The organism is Pacificoceanicola algae (genome assembly GCF_049341065.1).
Lineage (GTDB): Bacteria > Pseudomonadota > Alphaproteobacteria > Rhodobacterales > Rhodobacteraceae > Pacificoceanicola.
In genome coordinates, this window is record NZ_JBMPIX010000007.1 from 56,739 (window position 1) to 72,244 (window position 15,506).

At 61.5% G+C, this 15,506-nt stretch carries 14 protein-coding genes and 1 other RNA gene; 6 read left to right on the forward strand and 9 right to left on the reverse strand.

Annotated elements, in window-relative coordinates; all coding sequences use genetic code 11:
* Window positions 1-4 precede the first annotated feature (4 nt).
* The gene (gene nudC / locus ACOYQJ_RS12385; RefSeq protein WP_422906337.1) at window positions 5-973 is read right to left on the reverse strand and encodes an NAD(+) diphosphatase; all 969 of its coding nucleotides are present in this window, start codon (window positions 971-973) and stop codon (window positions 5-7) included.
* A gap of 168 nt (window positions 974-1,141) precedes the next feature.
* Between nudC and ACOYQJ_RS12390 the strand changes: the two genes are divergently transcribed.
* The gene (locus ACOYQJ_RS12390; RefSeq protein ID WP_422906338.1) at window positions 1,142-3,103 is read left to right on the forward strand and encodes a bifunctional 2',3'-cyclic-nucleotide 2'-phosphodiesterase/3'-nucleotidase; all 1,962 of its coding nucleotides are present in this window, start codon (window positions 1,142-1,144) and stop codon (window positions 3,101-3,103) included.
* Between the two features lie 6 nt (window positions 3,104-3,109).
* Here the strand turns inward: ACOYQJ_RS12390 and ACOYQJ_RS12395 are convergent, their stop codons facing one another.
* Entirely contained in the window at window positions 3,110-4,216 is a 1,107-nt protein-coding gene (locus ACOYQJ_RS12395; protein WP_422906339.1) for a THUMP domain-containing class I SAM-dependent RNA methyltransferase, read from the reverse strand.
* An 83-nt stretch (window positions 4,217-4,299) separates the two neighbouring features.
* On the opposite strand from ACOYQJ_RS12395, the gene ffs reads away from it, so the two are divergent.
* Window positions 4,300-4,398: signal recognition particle sRNA small type (ffs, locus tag ACOYQJ_RS12400), an RNA gene on the forward strand.
* 129 nt (window positions 4,399-4,527) lie between these two features.
* On the opposite strand, the gene ACOYQJ_RS12405 is transcribed toward ffs, so the two are convergent.
* The 3 genes from ACOYQJ_RS12405 to ACOYQJ_RS12415 all read right to left on the reverse strand — a co-directional run bounded on the left by ACOYQJ_RS12405 (window position 4,528) and on the right by ACOYQJ_RS12415 (window position 7,495).
* Entirely contained in the window at window positions 4,528-5,061 is a 534-nt protein-coding gene (locus tag ACOYQJ_RS12405) for a protein-tyrosine phosphatase family protein (RefSeq protein ID WP_422906340.1), read from the reverse strand.
* Window positions 5,042-5,878 (reverse strand): KPN_02809 family neutral zinc metallopeptidase, encoded by an 837-nt coding sequence (gene ypfJ, locus ACOYQJ_RS12410; RefSeq protein ID WP_422906341.1) that lies wholly within the window; start codon window positions 5,876-5,878, stop codon window positions 5,042-5,044. Before ypfJ ends, ACOYQJ_RS12405 begins: the two co-directional genes overlap by 20 nt.
* A gap of 87 nt (window positions 5,879-5,965) precedes the next feature.
* Window positions 5,966-7,495, reverse strand: a complete 1,530-nt coding sequence (locus ACOYQJ_RS12415) for an ankyrin repeat domain-containing protein (protein WP_422906342.1) — start codon at window positions 7,493-7,495, stop codon at window positions 5,966-5,968.
* A 346-nt stretch (window positions 7,496-7,841) separates the two neighbouring features.
* Here ACOYQJ_RS12415 and ACOYQJ_RS12420 point away from each other — a divergent pair, with 346 nt between their 5' ends.
* The 3 genes from ACOYQJ_RS12420 to recR all read left to right on the forward strand — a co-directional run bounded on the left by ACOYQJ_RS12420 (window position 7,842) and on the right by recR (window position 10,909).
* On the forward strand, window positions 7,842-9,602 hold the full coding sequence (locus ACOYQJ_RS12420) for a DNA polymerase III subunit gamma/tau (protein ID WP_422906343.1): 1,761 nt from the start codon (window positions 7,842-7,844) through the stop codon (window positions 9,600-9,602).
* A 171-nt stretch (window positions 9,603-9,773) separates the two neighbouring features.
* Entirely contained in the window at window positions 9,774-10,118 is a 345-nt protein-coding gene (locus tag ACOYQJ_RS12425) for a YbaB/EbfC family nucleoid-associated protein (protein WP_422906344.1), read from the forward strand.
* Window positions 10,119-10,312: 194 nt separating this feature from the next.
* Window positions 10,313-10,909, forward strand: coding sequence for a recombination mediator RecR (recR, locus tag ACOYQJ_RS12430; RefSeq protein WP_422906345.1), 597 nt, complete (start codon window positions 10,313-10,315; stop codon window positions 10,907-10,909).
* Window positions 10,910-11,016: 107 nt separating this feature from the next.
* Here the strand turns inward: recR and ACOYQJ_RS12435 are convergent, their stop codons facing one another.
* The 3 genes from ACOYQJ_RS12435 to ACOYQJ_RS12445 all read right to left on the reverse strand — a co-directional run bounded on the left by ACOYQJ_RS12435 (window position 11,017) and on the right by ACOYQJ_RS12445 (window position 14,057).
* On the reverse strand, window positions 11,017-12,387 hold the full coding sequence (locus ACOYQJ_RS12435; protein WP_422906346.1) for an alpha,alpha-trehalose-phosphate synthase (UDP-forming): 1,371 nt from the start codon (window positions 12,385-12,387) through the stop codon (window positions 11,017-11,019).
* A gap of 5 nt (window positions 12,388-12,392) precedes the next feature.
* Entirely contained in the window at window positions 12,393-13,142 is a 750-nt protein-coding gene (gene otsB, locus ACOYQJ_RS12440; protein WP_422906347.1) for a trehalose-phosphatase, read from the reverse strand.
* A gap of 150 nt (window positions 13,143-13,292) precedes the next feature.
* Window positions 13,293-14,057, reverse strand: coding sequence for a DUF1013 domain-containing protein (locus tag ACOYQJ_RS12445; RefSeq protein ID WP_422906348.1), 765 nt, complete (start codon window positions 14,055-14,057; stop codon window positions 13,293-13,295).
* A 134-nt stretch (window positions 14,058-14,191) separates the two neighbouring features.
* Here ACOYQJ_RS12445 and ACOYQJ_RS12450 point away from each other — a divergent pair, with 134 nt between their 5' ends.
* On the forward strand, window positions 14,192-14,821 hold the full coding sequence (locus ACOYQJ_RS12450; protein ID WP_422906349.1) for a ribonuclease T2 family protein: 630 nt from the start codon (window positions 14,192-14,194) through the stop codon (window positions 14,819-14,821).
* Here ACOYQJ_RS12450 and ACOYQJ_RS12455 read toward each other — a convergent pair whose 3' ends face one another.
* Complete coding sequence (locus ACOYQJ_RS12455; RefSeq protein WP_422906350.1) at window positions 14,822-15,469, reverse strand: sulfotransferase family 2 domain-containing protein; 648 nt, start codon at window positions 15,467-15,469, stop codon at window positions 14,822-14,824.
* Window positions 15,470-15,506 lie beyond the last annotated feature (37 nt).

The following is a 15,506-nucleotide window of genomic DNA, read 5'->3' on the forward strand; positions in this document are numbered from 1 at the left end:
TCTTCTAATCCAGCCTGTCCGCAAGCCAATTGCGCAGAAGAAAATGCGCAATTGCGCCTTTACGCGCGGGCAGGATGTCCGTGCGCAGGCCGGCAAAGACATCTGTCAGCTGTTCTCGGGAAACCCAGCGGGCATCGTCCAATTCGACCGGGTCGACTTTGATGTCCTCGCTCAACGCCTCGCCATGGCAACCGAACATGAGCGAGGATGGAAAGGCCCAAGGCTGGCTGGACAGATAGCGCACCGGCCCAACGTCAATGCCCGCCTCTTCCATGACCTCGCGGCGCACGGCGGCCTCGATCGGCTCGCCGGGTTCGACAAAACCGGCGAGGCAGGAATACATCCCCTCGGGCCAGCCATGCGAGCGCCCAAGCAGGCATCGGTTGCCCTGCGTGATCAGCATGATGACCACCGGATCAGTGCGCGGGAAATGATGCGCGCCGCAGGCCGGGCAAATCCGTTCCCAGCCCGCATTGTGACTTTGGCTTTGCACACCGCAGCGGGCACAAAAGCCGTGACTGGCGTGCCAATTGAAAATCGCCTTGGCGGTGGTCGCCAGTTCCGCGTCGCGGGCATTGAGCCGCGTCAACATGCTGCGAAGTTCACGAAAGCGCTGACCTTCGGGCAACCCGGGATGCGTTTGCTCGGTCGTATCGACAAAGCCGCCAAGCTGCCCGTCTTCAAGACCGTCGGGCTGCCAGCCGGAAATGTCATGGGCAAAGATCGCTGCCCCGTCTTCGCGTCCCAGCAGGATCGGGGCCGAGGTGGCATGGGACAAAACCGGATGATCCAGCGGTAGGCGCACAAGATCAAAACCCGCTTCGCCCTTGATCAGCAGCTTGCCGCGCCAGATCAGCACCGTATGGCTGCGCGTATCCTGCATGGCTGCGGCCAATGCCGGAATATCGCTGCGCAATTCCGCGGCGCGATCCAGCATTGACCCTCCGAAGGTCACCTGCTCTGCGATTTTCATTTGGCTGCCTCCCGGTTTCGTCGGACAATGACTCTGAAGGCTGCGGTTTACAATTCACGATTTCCGGGTGAAATTTGGAATTTCATACACGCCTGCATTGCAATCATTTTTGATTTCTGTTCATTCTTAGTATCTTAAGTTTCACCCCGCAGCTCTGCCAATTAGAGAATGAATGAAAAAGTTGCGCACGCCAAAGAACAGTCTGACGCCGTCAAATCGGGTTATTCTACCGGAGAAGTTTTGCCAAATACGCACCCCTTTGCGAACCGGACCGCGGCCGGAATATGCCATTTTCGGATATTGGAGACGACCGATCTTCATGCGCATTTGTGTGCCTATGATTATTACCACGATCAGCCCAGTCACACGGTCGGTCTGGCGCGCACAGCCACGCTGATCCGGAAAGCGCGCGCCGAAGTCGACAACGCGCTGCTGCTGGACAATGGCGATCTGCTGCAAGGCAGCCCGATGGGGGACGTTCATGCCGCATCCCCGAACGCTGCCACGCATCCGATGATCGCGGCGATGAACGCTTTGGGCTATGATGCCGCGACCCTTGGCAATCACGACTTCAACTTTGGGCTGGATTATCTGACAACTGTCATTGCGGATGCGCAATTCCCCTATGTGCTGGCCAATGTCAGGCTCCAGAGCGGCCCGGACGGCTCATTTCTGCCGCCCTACGTCATTCTGGACCGGGAGGTGCTGGACGGCGCCGGAGAACGCCACCCGCTGCGTATCGGCATTCTGGGGTTGACGCCTCCGCAGATCATCAAGTGGGATTGCAGCGCGCTTGCTGGCCAGATCGAAACACTGGAATTCCTGGAAACGGCTCAGGCCTATATTCCCAGAATGCGGGCCGAGGGGGCGGATATCATTCTGGTTCTGGCGCATACCGGCATCTTGCCGGACACTGCGGGAATGCAGGAAGAAAACGCCGGCCTTCCGCTAAGCCGCTTGGACGGAGCGGACGCGCTTTTTACCGGCCACGTGCATATGGTTTACCCCTCACCTGCCTTTGCAGATATCGACGCGGCGCAGATTGACACGGGCCATCTGAACGGATGCCCGACTGTCATGGCGGGGTATTGGGGTTCGCATCTGGGGGTCGTCGACTTGCTGCTGGAACGGACCTCTGACGGCTGGCGCGTCGAAGACAGCCGCGCCGAGACCCTGCCGATATTTTCGCGCGCCACCGGGCAGACCATCACGCCGCTGGTCGAGGATGACCCCGAGCTGGTCCAATTGGCGCAGCCCTCTCACGAAGCGACCCTGACCTATATTCGCAAGTCCATCGGCCAAAGCACCGCTCCGCTGCACAGTTACTTCTCGATGGTCTGCGGCTCGGCCCATCTTGACCTGATCGCCGGGGCAAAACGTGACTATGTGGCAGCGCAGCTGGCCGGGGGCCCGTTTGAAGGATTGCCCATCCTCGGCGCGGCGACACCGTTCAAGTCCGGCGGGCGCAGCGGACCAGACTACTTTACCGAAGTGCCCGCAGGCGATCTGACGATCCGCAGCGTGACGGACATGTATCTTTACCCCAACAACATGCGGGCCGTGAAAATCACCGGCGCACAGTTGCGGGAATGGCTGGAACGCTCGGCCGGTTTCTTTCAACAGGTCGACGCGGGTGCGCGGGATGTGCAGCTGCTCGATCCAGCGGTGCCCAGCTATTATTTCGATGTGATCGGCGGGGTGACTTATGACTTCGATCTATCCTTGCCCGCGCGCTATGATTTGCAGGGCACGTTGGTCCGCCCAAAGGGGCAACGCGTGAAGAATCTGGCGCTGAACGGCCAACCTGTAACGCCCGAGATGGAGTTCATCGTTGCCACCAACAGTTACCGTGTGGATGGCGGCGGTGCCTTTCCCGGTGTGACCGAGGGTGAGGTTGTGCTGGAAACGCAGGCCAACACCCGCGATGTCGTTCTAGACTACATTCGGCGAAAAGGCGCGATTTCCCCGAGCCCCGCACCGCAATGGGGATTTGCCCCGGTGCGCGGCGCCACGGCGCTTTTCCAGACCAGTCCGCGCGCACGGCTATACATGCAAGACGTCGCGAAGCTGAACATAGAGGATCTCGGCGACGACGATTCCGGCTTTTGCACCTTCCGCCTCCTTCTTTAGGCGAACTCAGGTCAGTGTCCCGGTTTTGTAGAGCTTGATCTTCAACCCGCCATGCGGGATCGGCGCGCTGGTTTGTGCAAAATTCAGCCCCGTCGATTTGGCCAGCCCCGGATCGCTGGTCACCAGCCCGACGCGCCAGCCCTTGAAGTTGGCCTTCAGCACCTGCCCCAAAGCGCCGTAGAGCGCGAAAAGCAGCTTGCGATCTCCAATCCGCGCGCCATAGGGCGGGTTGACCATGACAAGACCGGGTGGGCCTTCAGGGCGTTGCAAATCGCTGATCGGCTGACGCGTGAACGCGGTCACCGCCTCCAGCCCCGCGCGTTTGGCATTGGCAAGGCTGTAGCGGATGGCGCCGTCGTCGCGGTCATAACCTCGAAAAACCAGATCGGTTTCGCGCGGCTGCACCTCTGCTTTCAGGGCCGCCCATTTGTCGGCGTCGAAACTGGCAAATTGTTCAAAGGCAAAGCCGCGCGTGCGGCCCGGCGCCAGACCCTGCGCGATCTCGGCGGCCTCAAGCACAAAGGTGCCTGACCCACACATCGGGTCCAGCACAGGCTCTGTTCCGTCATAGCCGCAATCGCGCAGGAACAGCGCCGCAAGGGTTTCGCGCATCGGCGCTTTGTTGACCGCTTCCTTGTGGCCGCGCCGGTGCAGCGGCTCGCCGCTTGTATCAAGGCTGAAGGTCACCAGATTATCGTCAATTCGGGCCATGACGCGGATCGGCGCATCCTCGGCGATCGGCGCGCCAAGGCTTTCTTTGATGGCGGTCTCAATCCGCTGCCGTGCGGCGCGGTCGTGGTAGATTTTCGAGGCCTTGCAGCTGACCTCGACCCGAACCGGCAAATCCGGGCGCAGATGGGCGGCCCAGTCAAACTTGCGCGCGCGCTTGTCCAGTTGGGCCAGGTGAAAGGCGCGGAATTCGCCGATCCGGGCCAACACGCGCGAGGCGCCGCGCAGATGCAGATTGGCACGCCAGACGGTTTGCCAGTCGCCGCGTATGGTGACACCCCCCGGCACGCATTGCGGCGCTGGCAGGCCGATGGCCGCGGCTTCATCCCGCAGGATGGGTTCCACCCCCGGAGGGGCGGCAAGGAATATCTCGAATGGCTCCATAGCCCCCGCTTATCCGCAAATTCGTGCCACCGCCAGAGCGCAGCCCCCTTGCAACGCGCGCCCATGTCCACTACATCCCCGCTTGAGAGGTTGGCGCGGGCAAGCGCCTCGCCAACCTGGTCAGGTCCGGAAGGAAGCAGCCACAACGAGCCCCGCTTGGGTCGATGTCCAGCCTCTCACCTCGCGCTAACTCTGCGCATCGTCAGCAATGCCCCTCCCCAGAATTTCAGGAAAACGGTTCAGACTTTTCTGCACCTCAACCGCCGGGCGCATGTTCCGGTTTGCAGATCGAGGCTGATTGCCTCGCAGACCTAATCGTTGTGCCGCACAAACAGGGCAGGCAGACGTTCAGCCTTCATCGCCCATTCCATCTGTTCATCAGTTTCTATCGCGCAGGGCCGGACCGAGCGCAGACGCTCCAAGGCCTCGTCCGGGGCCTCGCCTGCCTCGATCATCAGGCGCAGCGCCACCATGCCTGACCGCCCGCAGCCGCCCCGGCAGTGCAGCAACACCCGTCCACCACCAAGCAGCGCCCGCCTTGCGCGCTCCGAGGTGTCGGGCCAGGCATCTTCGAAATTCGAATTGGGCGCGCCAAAGTCGCGGATCGGCATATGCACCCAGCGGGTGCCGTGCTCGACGATGTCTTGTCCAAGGCTCGTCGCCCCAGCTTCAAACAGCTCGACATTGGTCACAAGCGAGACCACGAAAGCCGGTTTCCAGCTGGCGATATGCATCAGATCACCCTTATAGTCGCCACCCGCCCCCGGCAGCGGCGAGAGCGCCAGAATGCCTCCGCCGACCGGCAGGGCGTGTATGACGATATTCTCAGAGATTGCGCGCTCCAAAGGTGTCGCAGCTTTGCACGTCGCCGCTTTTGTAGCCCCGCGCAAACCAGCCCGAGCGTTGCTCGGAGGTGCCATGGGTAAAGGTGTGCGGCTGGGGTATTCGGCCGGCACTGCGTTGCAGATGGTCGTCGCCGATCTTGCGCGCGGCATTCAACGCCTCTTTGATGTCACCCGGCTCCAGCAAGCCATCGACGTTCCTGGCCCAGACCCCCGACAGGCAATCGGCCTGAAGTTCAAGCCGGACAGTCAGCGCATTGGCCTCGGTTTCACCCACCGCCTGGCGGCGGTTGTTGACCTCGCCCAGAATGCCCAATTCGTTCTGAACGTGGTGGGCAACCTCATGGGCAATAACATAGGCTGCGGCGAAATCACCCTTGGCGCCCAGTTGCCGCGACAAGGTGGCAAAGAATTCGGTGTCCAGATAGGCCTTTTCGTCGGCCGGACAGTAGAACGGCCCGGTCGCCCCCGACGCCCCGCCACAGGGCGAGGCCGTTTGACCAGAAAACAGCACAAGGATCGGAGGCTGGTATTCAATGCCCAGCTGATCGGGGAAAACCTGCTCCCAGACCTGTTCCGTTGTCGCCAGAACGCGCGATGAAAACTCGGCCGACTTCTGTTCCTCGGCCGAAAGTTCGCGCGGCGCGCCCTGTTCTTGCGGCAGCCCCTGCAACAAGGGTGTCACATCGACCCCGGCAAAGTAGCCGATCGCCAGAATGACCAGCAGCCCAACGCCGCCGATGCCGGCCTTGGCGCCGCCACCGCCGCTGCGGCGTCGGTCTTCGATATTCCGGCTTCCACGAACGCCCCTGAGTTTCATGCAGCACCCCCGGTTTCACACAACGCCCAGATGATACACAACATATCCCGGGTGCCTAGTCGATTCGCCCCGGGAGTGCTGGCCGGATCAGACCACCTGTCCGGGCATCCGGATCGCCCAGTCTTGCAGGAAAGCCGAGACGTCTTCGCGCCCTGCGTTGCGGATCACAGCCTCGGGCAAGGCGACGCCCGCCTCAAGCGCCAGTCGAAAACATGCGATGTGATCGCGCTCGGCGCGTTCCGGATTGTTCTCAGAGCCATGCAGGATGGTCGACAACAGCGTTCCTCCGTAGCCATTCACATGGCTCAGATCGGGGCGCAGTTTCATGAAATAGGCCATCACCTCGGGCAGCCCCTCCCAGCCTGCGATCTGGACCGGCGTGATGCCCTGCGCATCGGGCTGGTCATAGGGCAAGCCAAGCGCCACAAGTCGTTCAATCTGAGGTAACCTGCCCGGAAGATGCAGGATTTCGCGGATCAGGTGCTGGTACGCTTCGGGCAGTTTGGCGGGATTGATATATTGACCGGGGCTGGCCTGCCCATCGGCGGAGCGGGCCATGAGCTCTTCTTCGGGTGTCAGAGGAACAGCGGCGCCGCGCGCTTCGATGGCGCGGGACAAAGCTTGGTTGCCGTGCACCCGGGCAAAGCCATAGGCGCTGGCGCCTTTGTAATGCGCGGACGGATCGGCGCCCGCATCAAGCAAGATGGCAATCATGCGATCGTCACTGCCGCGCCGCGCCGCCTGATGCAGCGCCGGCATGACGAAAGGCGCCTCGCCTCCGACCTCTTCTGCGTTGAAGTCATCGACCCGGGCACCATGATCAATCAGCATCTGAACCGCTGTGTGGTCGTGAAAATCCATCGCCCGCAGCAAAGCATTAGTCCCCTTTGGGTCAGCGCCCGCCGCAAGCAGCATCTTCAGCCCTTCGTGATGCCCCAACTCTGTCGCATGATACAACGACTCGCCGTCGTTCGGGTTGGCGCCATGCGCCAGCAGCCAGCGGCCGAGAACCATGTTGTCCGCATGACCAATCGCGCCATACAGTGCCGAGAGCAGATGGTCGTCGCCGGGTTGGGCGGCAAAGCCATCGTTCACATCCGCGCCATGGGCCAGCAGCATCTCGGCCACCGCCAGCATGTCCGCTTCAAGCTCTGGGCGCGCGCTTATCCAGCGTGAAAAGGCCAGATGCAGGATCGGTCTGCGCGGCCCAAAGGATTGGACCGCCAGCCCAGGGTTGCGCGCCAAGGCCTTCTCAATTGCCGCGCGATCGTAAAGCGCGCATTGCAGGCCAAACAGACCGTCCGCCAGATCAGGCGTCTGTTCGAGCAGCGCCGCGACAATCGCAGTCTGGCCGTGAAACAGCGCCACCTTCAGCCGCTGCTGCGCCGTCGCGCGATCCAGCCCCGTGGTCTCGGCGGCCAGCTTCAGTTTGGGCCAGCTTGCAAAGCCATGTTCCTGCGCGATGATCTGAAGAAAATCGGCCCGTTGAAGCGTTTCGAAAGTCTTGCGCGGCGGGCGCTGTTTGACTCGCTCAAAAGCCCAGCCTTCGCCGGCCTCAAAGGCATGTTGCAAACGTTTGGCCGCGTGGCGCAGCCCTTCAAGGGAAAGATCGGTCATGATCGGGTTCCTCAACCTAGGCCCGCGATCCGCTAGATCGGGCAAGAGAAAACCGAAGCGGTGGTTTCAGGTCAATCACCGGACATGACCCCAAACCGCCAAATATGTCGGTCGTCAGACAAGGCAGGTGCGGGCGCTTTCCGCGGATCAGGAGGCCCCCTGCCACGGGCGCGCCGACATTTTACCCCAAAGCCGGGACAAATCAATCGGTCGGTTCGTCCGATTCTCTTGAAAAGCGCGTAATCGCGCACCAGATCCTGACCGCGGTCACGCCCTGCCGTCTCAGACCCGGTAGACGCCGGGCGCGCCACGGCTTACCCTGCCGCGACTCCAATCGAAAGACGCCATGACCGACGCCGCCCCCCAGACCGAATATCAGGTCCTCGCCCGAAAATACCGCCCGGAAACCTTTGCCGATCTGGTTGGGCAGGATGCCATGGTCCGCACCCTGCGCAACGCCTTCAAGGCCGACCGCATCGCGCAGGCCTTTATCATGACCGGGATTCGCGGCACCGGCAAAACCACCACCGCGCGGATCATCGCCAAGGGGATGAACTGCATCGGCCCCGACGGAAGTGGCACCCCGACCACCGACCCCTGCGGCCAGTGCGAACATTGCCTTGCCATCATGGAAGGCCGCCACGTCGATGTAATGGAGATGGACGCCGCCTCGCGTACTGGCGTTGGCGACATCCGCGAGATAATCGACAGCGTACATTATCGGGCGGCCTCGGCGCGCTATAAGATCTATATCATCGACGAGGTGCACATGCTGTCCACCTCGGCCTTCAACGCGCTTCTCAAGACGCTGGAAGAACCGCCCGCCCACGTCAAATTCATCTTCGCCACCACCGAGATCCGCAAGGTTCCGGTCACTGTCCTCTCCCGCTGCCAGCGCTTCGATCTGCGCCGCATCGAACCCGAGGTCATGATTGCCCTGATGCGCAAGATCGCCAATTCCGAACAGGCCGAGATCACCGACGATGCTCTGGCCCTGATCACCCGTGCCGCCGAAGGCTCGGCCCGTGACGCGACCTCTCTGCTGGATCAAGCGATCAGCCACGGCGCAGGCGAGACAACCGCCGATCAGGTCCGCGCCATGCTAGGCCTTGCCGACCGGGGCCGCGTCATGGACCTGTTCGAACGTATCATGCGCGGTGATGCGGCGGGCGCGTTGACCGAACTGTCGTCGCAATATTCGGACGGCGCCGACCCTCTGGCCGTGCTGCGCGATCTGGCGGAACTGACGCACTGGGTATCCGTGGTCAAGATCACCCCCGACGCCGCCGAAGATCCAACGATTTCTCCGGATGAACGCAACCGCGGTCTTGCTTTTGCCGATGGCCTTGGCATGCGCCCACTGTCGCGCGCCTGGCAGATGTTGCTGAAAGCCATCGAAGAGGTCTCGAACGCGCCAAACGCCATGATGGCCGCCGAAATGGCGCTGATCCGCCTGACCCATGTTGCCGAATTGCCCTCACCCGAAGAGATGATCCGCAAGCTGCAGGACACCCCACCGCCGCCGGGCCCCGGCCCTTCGGGCGGCGGGCTCGCTCCGCAGGGCGGGCAGACCTACGCGCAGGGCACCCCGGCGCCAACGCATTCCGGCCCCTCTGGCCCTTCGGCCAGCTATGGCGGGGCCGCCGTGGCCATTGCCGCCGATCAGGCGCTGGCGCGGTTCCCAACCTGGGACCACGTGGTCGAACTGATCCGCGCTAATCGCGATGTAAAGCTGCTTGTCGATGTGGAAACCTGCGTACGCCTGGCCGCATATCAGCCGGGCCGTATCGAATTCACCCCCACCGACACCTCCCCCCCCGATCTGGCCCAGCGCCTTGGCAGCGCGCTGCAGCGCTGGACAGGCAACCGTTGGGGCGTGACGCTGGTCAATGAGTGCACCACCGAAACCATCGCCGAAAAACGTGACGCGGCCAGACTTGCCCTGCACGCCAAAGCCGCCGAGCACCCGCTGATCCAAGCCGCCTTGGCCGCCTTTCCAAAGGCCGAAATCGCCTCGGTCCGCACGCCGGAAGAGGCTGCAAACGCAGCGATGGAAGAGGCCCTGCCCGAAGTTGAAGACGAATGGGACCCTTTCGAAGAGGATTGATCCCCACCCTAAACGCAGTTCGTGAGCGGCGCGGGCATTTCTCAATTCTGGCAGACGGCTGCGACGCCATTGGATTTCGGGCCCGATCGCTACAGCCAGGTCCGCACTGTATCTTGCCGACAGGATCGGCGGCTGCGATAAGCGAAACAACCTCAGACAGGAGCAATGACAATGCTTAAGGGACTCGGCCAGCTTGGCGATATGGCCAAGATGATGAAACAGGCGCAGGCCATGCAGGAAAAGATGGCCCAGCTTCAGGAAGACCTGAACACCATGATGGTCACCGGTGAATCCGGTGCCGGTCTGGTCAAGGCCACCGCCACTGCAAAGGGCGAGTTGAAAGGCCTGGACATTGACCCGACAATCTTTGACCCGAACGAAAAGGAAGTCGTCGAGGATCTGATCCTTGCAGCGATAAAGGACGCCCAATCCAAGGCACAGGACCGCGCTCAGCGCGAGATGGGCAAACTGACCGAAGAACTCGGTCTGCCCGCCGACATGAAGCTGCCGTTCTAAGGCACCGCATCCAATGGGCAAAGGCGCCGACGCGCGCCCTTGCCTTCGCGGCGTTTGCTCATAAACTTCCCGGCGAAACATTCCGATAACCGCTCGAACGGGCGGTCAGCAGGCAAGGCAATGCCAATGAGCAAGGCACCTCCGATCCAGATGTTGGACAGCACCGCAAAGCGCCTGGCGTTTTTGGGGGCCGCATGACGCGTCGCAACGATCCGATCGAGGCGCTGATCGACCTCATGGCGCGTTTGCCCGGCCTTGGCCCCCGCTCGGCCCGGCGCGCGGTGCTCTACCTTATCCGCAAGCGTGGACAATTGCTGCAACCTCTTGCGGACGCCATGCAAGAGGTCGCCCGCAGCGCACGCGAGTGTCTCAACTGCGGCAACGTCGGCACCAGTGACATATGCGAGATCTGCGAGGACAGCCGTCGCGCCACCGGCATCTTGTGCGTTGTCGAGGGGGTGGCCGATCTCTGGGCGATGGAGCGCTCGGGCGTGTTCAAGGGCCGCTACCATGTTCTGGGCGGAACGCTGTCGGCTCTGGACGGCGTTGGCCCGCAAGACCTGCGGATACCGCAACTGGTCAGCCGATTGGAAAACGAAGAGATCACCGAAGTGATCCTTGCCCTCAACGCGACAATCGACGGGCAGACCACGGCGCATTACATCGCTGACCAGCTTGAAGGCCGGGTATCCCTGACCTCGCTGGCACAGGGCGTGCCGATCGGCGGCGAGCTGGACTACCTCGACGATGGGACAATCTCGGCCGCTCTCAACGCCCGCAAAAAGTTTTAGAAATCCGCTCTATCACACCCAATGCCACTCGGACGAGACATCGACCACAGGTCTGCGGGACGGCGGGTGGGGCGCATTCCGGCGCAGCCGGAACAGCGTCGCCCCCGTCACGCCACCTTGGCCATCCCTTCGCTCATCAAAGAAGCCAGAAAACGATCCGTCCACCAGACGATATCCTCGGTTCTGACGTTCTCCCACAGCTTCGCATGGCGCGCCTTGCGCTCGTCCAGCGGCATGGTCAACGCCCGCAAAAGTGCCTGCGCCATCTCGCGGGCGTCATAGGGGTTGACGATCAGTGCCTCGCCCATTTGTTCGGCGGCCCCTGCGAAATGCGACAGGATCAGAACCCCCGGATCCTCCGGATCCTGCGCCGCAACAAACTCTTTGGCGACAAGGTTCATGCCATCGGCAAGCGGCGTGACAAGGCTGACCGCTGCGCGGCGATAAAGGCCCGCCAGATCATCGCGCGGCACTTGACGGCGGATGTAACGGATCGGCGTCCAGTCGATCTCGCCGTATTCACCATTGATCGAGCCGGCCGTCAGATCCAGCGCTTCCCGCATGTCCTGATAGGCCTCGACGTTCTCGCGCGACGGCGGCGCAATCTGCAGAAGCGTTGCCTTGGGGTCGACCTCTCGGCGATCTTGTACATAGGTCCCGAAACCCTCAAAGCGTTGCACCAGACCCTTGGAATAATCCAGACGGTCGACCCCGAGAACCAGCTTTTGGTCCGGCGCCATCGATATGCGCGCCCCGGCCTCTGATGCCTCGGCCGCTGCACGAAAGCCCGTCGCATCAATCCCGATCGGACACGCCAATGGCATGAAGCGACGCCCCTGAACGGCAATCATGCCATCAGATCCGAGAGGCACGCCAAAGCGCTGTTCAAACAGGATCGCGCAGCGTTTGACGTCCGCTTGGGTTTGCAGGCCAAAGACATCGTAGGAGGCGATCCAACCGGTAAAGTCGTCAGCCTCGGGCAAGGCCGGGACATCTGACGCGACCGGAAAGGGGATATGCAGGAAAAAACCGATGCGGTTCTCGACACCCAGTTCGCGCAGGCACTTGGCCAGCGGCAGGAAATGATAATCGTGAATCCACAAGACATCTTCGGGCCGCAAGAACTCTGCCAGCATCTTCGCCAACCTCAGGTTGACCTCCAGATACCCTTCGGCATAACCCGGCTGCACGTCCATCAGATCGGCGCGGCGGTGGAACAACGGCCAAAGGACCGAATTGGCATAGCCAAGGTAATAGTTGTGAAACTCCGCTTCGCTCAGATCAAAGGCATAGCGGTCATAAGCACCACTTGCGATCTGATACAGGCCGTCCTTTGGATTTGCCTTGGCGTCCCCCGAACTGCCTATCCAGATACCACCGTTCGCGGTCAGGCAATCGTGCAAGGCCACGACCAATCCCCCCGACGGCTCTGCCTCGGTCGGTATCCGGTTGGACACCATGATCAATCTGCCAGTCATTTGATTTACCTCTGCTGCGTCCATTGCCAAAGGGCGGCCCGCAACATCGTTGGATCAGCAATCCGAAGCGGCGCCCCACTTGCTCCACTTCCAACTTTGCAGGCGGTTCCCCCTGCTTCAACACACAAACGCATGGCAGGCTCATCGGTTGCATCATCGCCGCAAAAAACAGCACGTCGCCCGGCAAATGGGGATTTGGACAGCAGTTCCACGCTGGCCCGATCCTTTCCGATATCGTCCGGGCGCAGCTCGACCGCCATCTTGGCAAAGTGCACATCCAATCCGGAAAAAGGCGCGGCAAGTGCCTGCATTTCGCCTCTGACCCGCGCTTCGAACTCGGGCGCGCGTCGATAGTGCAGCACGACACCTGTCGGTTTAGGCTCACACAGCAGGCCGGGGTCTAATGCGGCGATGCGCTGCGCCCCGGCGATCAACTGCGCCAAAGTATCGCTGCCGGCCAAAGGATGGCGCCAAAGCCCCGCGTCATCGCGCCGCTCGGCACCATGCCCGCCAAGGATCACGCCCTTGTACTGTGGCACAAAGCCTTCCAGAGCGGCAACCGAGCGCCCCGACACCAAGGCAATCGCGCCGCCTGTCACCCTGTCCAGCGCGCCCAGCAGGTCTGGTAGATCATCCGGAACAACGATGCCGTCCGGCGTCTGCGCCAGATCGACCAGGGTTCCGTCAAAGTCCAGAAGAATGGCAGCCTGTTCGGGGGCAGGCAGGGCGGCGGCGACTGAATGTGCATCAAGCATGGCCTTTAGGATGGGTTTTTGCCGCCAAGGTTCAAGGGCAATCCCCTATTGCCAACTTGGCCAAAAGGGTGCCTGCCCAATATCTGACCTGATATGCAAAAAGCCCCGGCCAATGAGCCGGAGCTTTGATCACTTCTTGGAAAGACTGACTTACTTATCGTCTTCGTCTTCGTCATCATCCTTGCCGCCGGGCAAGTTGAAGAAGCTGTCCGCATCGGCGAAATCGCTGGCGGTGCGGTTATCTTCTTCTTCGTCATCCTCGCCGCGCGGGTCGGACAGGCTGAAGGTTTCAAGGCCTTCAATCGCCGAAGGCAGACGCGGTTCCGAGTCCATCTCAAGGCTCTGCTCGGTCGAGACCAGCTTGCGACGCTCGTCGTCCGTCATCACCGCGTCCATCTTCTTGGCGGCCTTGGCAACGGCAGCGTCCAACTCGGACTGTTTGCACAGGCCAAGGGCAACCGGGTCGATAGGCTGCATGTTCTGGATGTTCCAGTGCGTGCGCTCGCGGATCGTCTGGATCGTCGGTTTAGTCGTCCCCACCAGCTTGGAGATCTGGCTATCAGCCAGTTCGGGGTGGAACTTGACCAACCAAAGGATCGCATTCGGACGGTCCTGACGCTTGGACAGCGGGGTATACCGCGGGCCGCGACGCTTTTCTTCGTCATGGGCAGCGGCATTGAACTTGAGTTTCATCTTGTAGACCGGGTCTTTTTCGGCCTTGTCGATCTCTTCCTGGACAAGCTGGTTATTGGCGACCGGGTCAAAGCCCTTGACGCCCGTAGCAACGTCGCCGTCGGCGATGCCCTGAATTTCCAGCTCGTGGAAACCGGTGAAATCGGCGATCTGTTTGAAGCTGAGCGTGGTGTTGTCTACCAGCCAGACGGCAGTCGCCTTGGGGTGCAGAAGTTTGGCCATGGAATGCCTCCGTACGATATCTCTTTCCCGCGCCAAGGCCGGGGCCAGGGCGGTCCCGGCGATCCGGGACAAGTTGCCGTTGTAGGGAAACCTGGGCGCTATATAGTCGCCTTGACCAAAAGAGGGAAGAGAAAATGCGTTGGTTGGTGATCTGGTTGTTTACAGCTGTATCTGCGATGGCCGAGGGAGAGCAGGCGGGCGAATTCGACTACTACGTCATGTCGCTGTCATGGTCGCCCACATGGTGCGCGCTGGTAGGCGACGGACGCGGATCGCCGCAATGCGATGCTTCGGCCGATTTCGGTTGGGTCCTGCACGGGCTCTGGCCGCAATACAACCGCGGCTGGCCATCCTATTGCCGCACCACCGAACGCCAGCCATCGCGCGCCCTGACCGCCTCGATGGCGGACATCATGGGCACCCCCGGTCTGGCCTGGTACCAGTGGAAAAGGCATGGCGTCTGTTCGGGACTCGATCCGGTGGCCTACTACGATCTGGCGCGCAAGGCCTATGAAAGCGTGACCCGCCCGGCGGTGTTTCGCAAGCTGGACAAACCGGTGAAACTGCCCGCCTCGGTGGTGGAAGAGGCCTTTCTCAAGGCCAATCCCGAATGGGAGCCGGATATGCTGACCATCACCTGTCAGGCCGGACGCATTCAGGAAGCCCGTCTTTGCCTGTCCAAGTCGTTGAAACCGGTCCCCTGCGGACGCGACACAGTGCAGGACTGCAAGATGAAAGACGCGCTGTTCGACCCGATCCGCTGATCACGGCTCGAACTGGTAACCAAAACGCGCGATGTCGGCGGCGCTGATCCGGGCAACCAGATCAACCTTGTCGCTCGAATAATAGCTGCGAAAATCCCGCCGGTTCGAACGGTTTGCGTGTGGCATTTCAAGGTCAAAACCAAGACGTGCGGCCAGCGGGGCGAGGTCTTCGTCCAGATGTTCAAGACGCAGGTAGAAATCTGCCTGCTCGCGCCCGGTGACATCCGTCATGTAGCGCGCATAGGGCCAGGCTTGCAGGGAAGATTGCGTGTGGTCGTGGCTCAGGAATTCGGCAAAACTGAGCGTTTGCGCCAGTGTGACCGCCCGGTGATCAAAGCGTTGCATTTGCAGCCAGTGATAATAGCTGACCATACGATCCCAAGGGTTTCGCACCAGCGTAAAACAGGTCATTTGCAGGATCTCATCCGGCGTCAGCACCCCGTCGATATCGGCCAGAGTCGAATGCTTCCATAGGCGCCCGCTGGCCCGCAATTTCTTGACCCGGCCACGCCGCTTTTGCGCCTTGGGCGTGTCGCCGATCAAAATGTCGTCGCGGTGTGCGCGATCTTCCAGCGCCAGCGCCATCGAGGTCCCCCCGGTCTTGGGGATATGCACAAAAATATAGGAACGCCCGGGCGAGATGATCATTCCCGCACCCTAGCGGAAATCCCTCTTTCCACCAGCC

Excerpts from the sequence above, each read along its gene's own strand:
- ACOYQJ_RS12450 (WP_422906349.1), top strand. The coding sequence starts at position 14,192 with ATGCGTTGGTTGGTGATCTGGTTGTTTACAGCTGTATCTGCGATGGCC.
- ACOYQJ_RS12425 (WP_422906344.1), top strand. The coding sequence starts at position 9,774 with ATGCTTAAGGGACTCGGCCAGCTTGGCGATATGGCCAAGATGATGAAA.
- ACOYQJ_RS12395 (WP_422906339.1), bottom strand. The coding sequence starts at position 4,216 with ATGGAGCCATTCGAGATATTCCTTGCCGCCCCTCCGGGGGTGGAACCC.
- ACOYQJ_RS12445 (WP_422906348.1), bottom strand. The coding sequence starts at position 14,057 with ATGGCCAAACTTCTGCACCCCAAGGCGACTGCCGTCTGGCTGGTAGAC.
- ACOYQJ_RS12455 (WP_422906350.1), bottom strand. The coding sequence starts at position 15,469 with ATGATCATCTCGCCCGGGCGTTCCTATATTTTTGTGCATATCCCCAAG.
- otsB (WP_422906347.1), bottom strand. The coding sequence starts at position 13,142 with ATGCTTGATGCACATTCAGTCGCCGCCGCCCTGCCTGCCCCCGAACAG.
- ACOYQJ_RS12415 (WP_422906342.1), bottom strand. The coding sequence starts at position 7,495 with ATGACCGATCTTTCCCTTGAAGGGCTGCGCCACGCGGCCAAACGTTTG.
- recR (WP_422906345.1), top strand. The coding sequence starts at position 10,313 with ATGACGCGTCGCAACGATCCGATCGAGGCGCTGATCGACCTCATGGCG.
- nudC (WP_422906337.1), bottom strand. The coding sequence starts at position 973 with ATGAAAATCGCAGAGCAGGTGACCTTCGGAGGGTCAATGCTGGATCGC.
- ypfJ (WP_422906341.1), bottom strand. The coding sequence starts at position 5,878 with ATGAAACTCAGGGGCGTTCGTGGAAGCCGGAATATCGAAGACCGACGC.
- ACOYQJ_RS12420 (WP_422906343.1), top strand. The coding sequence starts at position 7,842 with ATGACCGACGCCGCCCCCCAGACCGAATATCAGGTCCTCGCCCGAAAA.
- ACOYQJ_RS12435 (WP_422906346.1), bottom strand. The coding sequence starts at position 12,387 with ATGACTGGCAGATTGATCATGGTGTCCAACCGGATACCGACCGAGGCA.
- ACOYQJ_RS12390 (WP_422906338.1), top strand. The coding sequence starts at position 1,142 with ATGAATGAAAAAGTTGCGCACGCCAAAGAACAGTCTGACGCCGTCAAA.